The sequence below is a fragment of the Terriglobales bacterium genome (assembly GCA_035624475.1).
Classification (GTDB): Bacteria; Acidobacteriota; Terriglobia; order Terriglobales; family Acidobacteriaceae; genus DASPRL01.
On the sequence record DASPRL010000110.1, the window covers coordinates 1 to 5,756 of the forward strand.

At 68.5% G+C, this 5,756-nt stretch carries 4 protein-coding genes; 1 reads left to right on the forward strand and 3 read right to left on the reverse strand.

Annotated features, from left to right (window positions below):
* The 3 genes from VEG08_04740 to VEG08_04750 all read right to left on the reverse strand — a co-directional run.
* Nucleotides 1–579 (reverse strand): GIDE domain-containing protein (locus tag VEG08_04740; GenBank protein ID HXZ27291.1); only part of this gene is annotated, 579 nt, incomplete at its 3' end.
* 176 nt (nt 580–755) lie between these two features.
* Nucleotides 756–1,940, reverse strand: coding sequence for an aminotransferase class V-fold PLP-dependent enzyme (locus VEG08_04745; GenBank protein ID HXZ27292.1), 1,185 nt, complete (start codon nt 1,938–1,940; stop codon nt 756–758).
* 111 nt (nt 1,941–2,051) lie between these two features.
* Nucleotides 2,052–3,422, reverse strand: coding sequence for an amino acid permease (locus VEG08_04750; protein HXZ27293.1), 1,371 nt, complete (start codon nt 3,420–3,422; stop codon nt 2,052–2,054).
* Nucleotides 3,423–3,604: 182 nt separating this feature from the next.
* On the opposite strand from VEG08_04750, the gene VEG08_04755 reads away from it, so the two are divergent.
* Nucleotides 3,605–5,756: GAF domain-containing protein (locus VEG08_04755; protein ID HXZ27294.1), on the forward strand; the 2,152-nt coding region annotated here is incomplete at its 3' end.

Below are 5,756 nucleotides of genomic sequence, written 5' to 3' on the forward strand. Positions count from 1 at the left end.
GGTGGCCAGCGTCCCCAGGATGAAGAGGGCGTTATCGGGCTTGATGCAGTGCTCCTCGATCTTGATGGTGTTGCTGCTGCCCACGCCGTAGCGGCCCATGAACTCCGCCACCGGCCCGGGGATGGAGCTGGAACCGAACAGCGAGTGGTGGAATTCCTGTTTGAAGTCGCAGTGCAGTTCCATCTCCGCGCCGTTGGGGTCCACCAGCACCATGCCGGTCGGGTCCTTCAGGTAGAAGGGGACGTGGCGGCACTCGTCCGCGATCTTCTCCCACTCGCTGCTCTTGCCGCGCTGCACCCACTTGTAGAGTTCGGTGCGGTGGTAGAAGCAGGGCACGCGGGTGATGGGCGCGGTGAAGGTGAAGGGCCCCACCGCGGCGCCCTGCAATTCGACCAGGCCGATGGCGGCGCTGCGCACTTTGGCGGTGGGCGTGTCCATGATGAGGCGCTTGCGCTGCAGAGCGCGGAAGCCGCGGATGAACAGGTAGACGCCCAGCACGGCACCGATCATGGTGTAGATGAGGGGATCGCTGTCGCTCGAGGACAGCCAGGCAGCCAGGATGACCACGGCCAGATTCATGGTTCAGCGGCCGACCCAGCGGCCGTCTCGCGCCACAACTTGAGGGGAATCTGCGGGCATCATACCCCGGGGGCGGCCGGGCCGTAAATCCCCAGTCCCGGCCTCGGCGCCATCCCGCCCCGGCGCGAGGGCGTCATCCTGAGGTCCTTCAGGGCCGAAGGATCTCGCGCGCAGCTTCAGCACGATCGCTCCACGGGGAACGAGTCGGCGGCCGGACGCGCGCTCAGGATCTCGTCCGCCACCGCGATAGCGCGGTTCAGCTCGTCGTCGCTGGTGTAGAAGTGGGGAGCGAAGCGGACCCCGGCCCGGGGGCGCCAGTCCACCAGCACGCCGCGCTGGAGCAATTCGGCGCAGACTTCCTTGGAGCCGGGCATATCGAGGGAGACGGTGCCGCCGCGGCGCTCCGGGTCGCGCGGGGTGTTCACGCGCCAGCCGCGCGCGTCGGCCAGCGCCATCAGCCGCGCCGTCTGCCGTTGCGACTTTTCCCGGATGCGCTCCACCCCCGCCTCGGCCACGATCTTCAGTCCCGGGCGCGCAGCATAGAGCGCGGGTACGTTGGGAGTCCCGTTCATGAAGCGGTAGGGCGGCGCGGTGTAGCGCTGCGCGCCGACTTCGAAGGCGAAGGGCTCCTGGTGGGCCATCCATCCCGTCAGCCGGGGCTCGAGCCGCGCTCCCAGGTCGGGGCGGACGTACAGATAAGCCACGCCGGGGCCGCCGCACAGCCACTTCAATACTCCGCCGGTGGTGAAGTCCACGCCGAGCTTCCGCACGTCCACCGGCACCGTGCCCAGGGACTGGAAGGTGTCGAGCAGCACGTGCGCACCCACGCGGTGCGCCTTCTCCACGATGGCTTGGGCGTCCTGGATGTAGGCGCTGCGGAAGATCACGTGCGACATGGGCACCAGCAGGGTTTCCTCGTCGATGGCGTTGAGCATGCGCTCCAGCGGCACAGTGATGCCGTCGTCGGTCTTCACCATGTGCACGCGCGCGCCCCGCGCGCGCTGCGCCTCCCAGAAGTACATCACCGAGGGGAAGTTCATGTCGCTGTAGACGACCTTGTTGCGCCGGCCGCTGAAATCGAAGCAGGAGGCCACCACCGCCTGGCACAGAGTGACGTTCATGTGCACCGAGACCGAACCCGCGGGGGCGTTCATGAGCGCGCCGATCTGGTCGCCCACCTCCGCGGCCAGCGGCCACCACTCGTCCCAGGCGCGCACCCCGCGCGTGGCCCAGCCCTCGGCGTAGTCGCGCAGGGCGTCGTAGACCCCGCGCGGCATCGCCCCCAGGCTGTTGGAGATCATGTAGACGGTCTTCTCCAGGATGGGGAACTCGGGGCGGTAGCGGAGCAGGTCGTCGGGCATAGGCGAATTGTAATGGCGAAAGCGGAGAATTGAGTAATTGGGTGATCGGGGAATTGAGTAATTGCAGAACCGGACGCCGCTACGCTTCCGATTACCCGATTACCCGATTACTCAATTCCCCAATCTCTTAGGCCTTGCGGCCAGGTACGCCGCGCTCAGAATCCCCAGGTAGAGCACGCCGCTGACCACGGTCACGCGCGAGTACCACCAGGTCGCGACCAGGGAGACGACGATGGCGGCGAAGCCCGCGGCCGAGAGCCAGGCTCCGCCGCGCGAGCGCAGGGGCAGCGCCGCCACCTGCTCCGCGGTCAGTCGCCGCCGGAAGACGAGGTGAGCGGCCAGGGCCACCAGCCACGCCAGCATGGCCCCGAACAGGGCCGCTCCCAGCAGGTAGACGAAGGCCGACTGCGGCGCCCACTTCTCCATCCCCAGGGCCAGCACCACGCCGAAGGAGGAGGCCAGCAGCGCCGCCAGCGGCGAGCCCGCCGGGTTGAGCCGCCCGAAGACCGCCGGCGCGTAGCCGCCGCGGGCCAGCGAGAAGAGCATGCGCGAGTCCACGTAGAGGCTGGCGTTGGCTCCGGAGAGCGCCGCGCTCAGCACCACGAAGTTCATCACGTGGGAGGCTGCCGGCAGCCCCACGTGCTGGAAGACGGTGACGAAGGGGCTCTCGCTCACCTCCCGCGCCACCGCGTTCCATGGCATCACCCCCACCAGCACCGCGATGGCTCCCAGGTAGACCACCGCCAGCAGGCCGAAGGTGAGCCGCACCGCGCGCGCGATCTCGCGCACCCCGCGCGCCTCGCCGGAAGAAATGGCCACCATCTCGATGCCGGCGAAGGTGAACAGGGAGAACGACATGGCCAGCAGCGGCGCCAGCCGCCCGCGGGGGAAGAAGCCGCCCTGCGCCGTGTACTGCGGGGCCACCTGCCCGCTCCCCAGCAATCCCGCTCCCAGCACTACGAAAGCCAGGATGGTGACCAGCTTGAACATGGCGAACCAGTACTCGAAGCGGCCCAGGTCTCCCACCGGGCGCAGGTTGACGCCGATCAGCAGGAGGGAGAACAGGGCCACCCAGGCCAGGGCGGGCACCTGCGGCAGCCACACTCGCATGCACAGGGCCGCCGCCACCATCTCCCCGCCGATGGCGATGGCGATGGCCAGCCAGTAGCCGTAGCGCGAGATGAATCCCGCCCAGGGATGGAGGTAGATCTCGGCGTAGAGCCCGAAGGAGCCGGCGGCGGGATGTACGCTGGCCATCTCGCCCAGCGCCATGGTCACCGTCCAGGTGATGGCCGCGGCCAGCAGGAAGCTCACGATGACCGCCGGCCCGGCGATGGGGATGGCCGCTCCCGAGCCCATCAGCAGCCCGGTTCCGATGGAGCCGCCCACACCCAGCATCGCCATCTGTCCGGCGCTGAGCTGCTTCTTCAGCCCGGTCTCGGAGGCTTCCGAGGGCGGTGTGCCTGGTCGTTCCCGTGACATGGGGCAGCAACCTATCACGGCGGCGGCGGATTCCAGAAGGCCGATGACGCCGGTGTACCTTTTCCCGCGTGGGCATCCGCCCGCGCTTCCGCTAAGATAAAATCGAGCTGCTGTGATTGCTGGGGGCCTTGGCTTGCGCATAGAATACGCACGCCCCCACGCCATCGTGCCCCGACGTCTCCATGGCTGACATCTCCAAGCGCTTGGAAAAAGCCGAGAAGTACCTGCAGAAGGGCAAGCAGGCCGACGCCCTGGAGGAGTACCTCGGCATCCTGGAGGACGATCCCAACAACGACCAGGTCAGCCAGACCGCCGCCGATCTCTGCCTCAACCTGAACCGCACCCAGGACGCCGCTATGCTGCTGGCGGAGATCTTCGACCGGCAGGCGGCCATCGGCGACGCCACCAAGGCCGCCATCACCTACAAGAAGCTGGCCCGTCTGCAGTCTCCCAAGGTGGAGCAGACAGTGCGCTTCGCCCAGCTCACCGAGAAGACCCGCAAGGAGGAGTCGCTGGAGGCCTACCACACGGCCGTGCGGACGCTGGTCTCCGCCGGCCGCAAGGCCGACGCCGTGGGCGCGCTGCGCCGCATGGTGGTGCTGGAGCCCAAGCTGGAGAACTTCCGCCAACTGGGCGAGTTGGCCACCCAGGTGGGCGACAACCCGGCCGCCGCCCAGGCCTTCTTCGATGCCGGGCAGTTGGAGCAGAAGGAGGGCGATGGCTACGCCTGGTACGAGCGCGCCTACTCGCTCGACGGCTCCAACCGCGACGTGGCGCTGGCCTACGGGCGCGGCTTGCTGGCCCGCGGCAACGCCGCCAAGGCCATCACCATCCTGGAGCCCATCGCCACCCCCGCCGACAGCACCCCTGACTACCGCGAGGCCTACGCCCGCGCCCTGGTCGCCGCCGGCCGCGCCCTGGAGGCCGAGCCCTACGTCTGGGAGCTGTTCGAGCACAATCCCAAGCAGATCGACGAGGTCATGGCCGTGATCGGGGGGCTGATCGCCAGCGATCACCAGGACAAGGCCCTGGAACTGGCCCGGCGGCTGGAGGAGCACGAGCACAAGGCCGGACGGCGCCGCGAATTCGTCGGCCTGATGAAGGATGTCACCGACCAGCGTGCCTCCGGCACCGAGGTGCTGGAGTACATGGTCAGGCTCTTCGACTCCGCCAACCGCGAGCATGACTACTGCAACACCTTGCTCAAGCTCTTCGAGCTGTACTACGCGGCCGGCAACTTCCTCAAGGCGGGCGACTGCCTCGACCGCGCCGCCGAGGTCGATCCCTACGAAGGCGGCCACCAGAAGCGCCTGGAGATGCTGCGCGGCAAGATCGACGGCAACCGCTTCAACGCAATCGCCCACCGCTTCGGCTCCGTGATCCAGGCGGGCGAGGAGCAGAGCACCACCCCCGGCGCCGAGGCCGAGGGCGAGACCACGGTGCTGGAAGACCTGATGCTGCAGGCGGAGATCTTCATCCAGTACTCCATGCGCTCGCGCGCGGTGGAGCGCCTGCAGCGCATCCAGAAGCTCTTTCCCCGCGAAGAGGAGCGCAACGAGAAGCTGCGCACCCTGTACATCAACGCCGGCATGGCTCCCGGGGCGGCACCCGCGCCGGCGACGCCCGCGCCCGCCGCCACCCCGGCGGCTCCGGCTGCGGCCGCGGCCAAGGGAGCGGCGCCTCCGCCTCCTTCCCCGCCTCCGCCCGCGCCCTTGCCCCAGGCGGTGGCCAACGAGCAGGCGGTGGACAACATCGCCAAGGTCACCGAGATCACCCGCAACATCTACCGCCAGGGCAACGTGAAGGGCGTGCTGTTTGCCGCCGTCAACGACGTGGGCCGCCACTGGGGCGCCAGCCGCTGCGTGGCCGGCCTGTGTACCCCCGGCAAGCCGCCCTCCGCCGCCCTGGAGTACTGTGCCCCGGGCATCAAGCAGTCGGACGTGATGGCCATCGTCAAGCTCATCGGGGTGCTGCAGGGGCTGGCGGTGCCCAACGGACTGGTCACCATCGCCAACGCTCCCAACGCTCCCGAGCTGGCGCCCATCAAGGCGGTCATCGCCACCCTGGGCATCCAGTCGGTGCTGGCTGTCCCTCTGGTGGACGGCGAAGAGCACGTGGGCGTGATGATCCTGGAGCAGTGTACCCCCGGGCACCAGTGGCGGCAGACCGACGTGGTGGTGCTAAAGACCATCGCAGACCAGATGGTGCTGGCGGTGAACAACGCCCGCCTGCGCAGTCTGATGAAGACCCTGGCCGTCACCGACGAGAAGTCCGGCCTGCTCAAGCGCTCTTCCTACCTCGACGTCTTGCTCTCCGACCTGCGGCGGGCCTTGC

Excerpts from the sequence above, each read along its gene's own strand:
- VEG08_04750 (HXZ27293.1), bottom strand. The coding sequence starts at position 3,422 with ATGTCACGGGAACGACCAGGCACACCGCCCTCGGAAGCCTCCGAGACC.
- VEG08_04745 (HXZ27292.1), bottom strand. The coding sequence starts at position 1,940 with ATGCCCGACGACCTGCTCCGCTACCGCCCCGAGTTCCCCATCCTGGAG.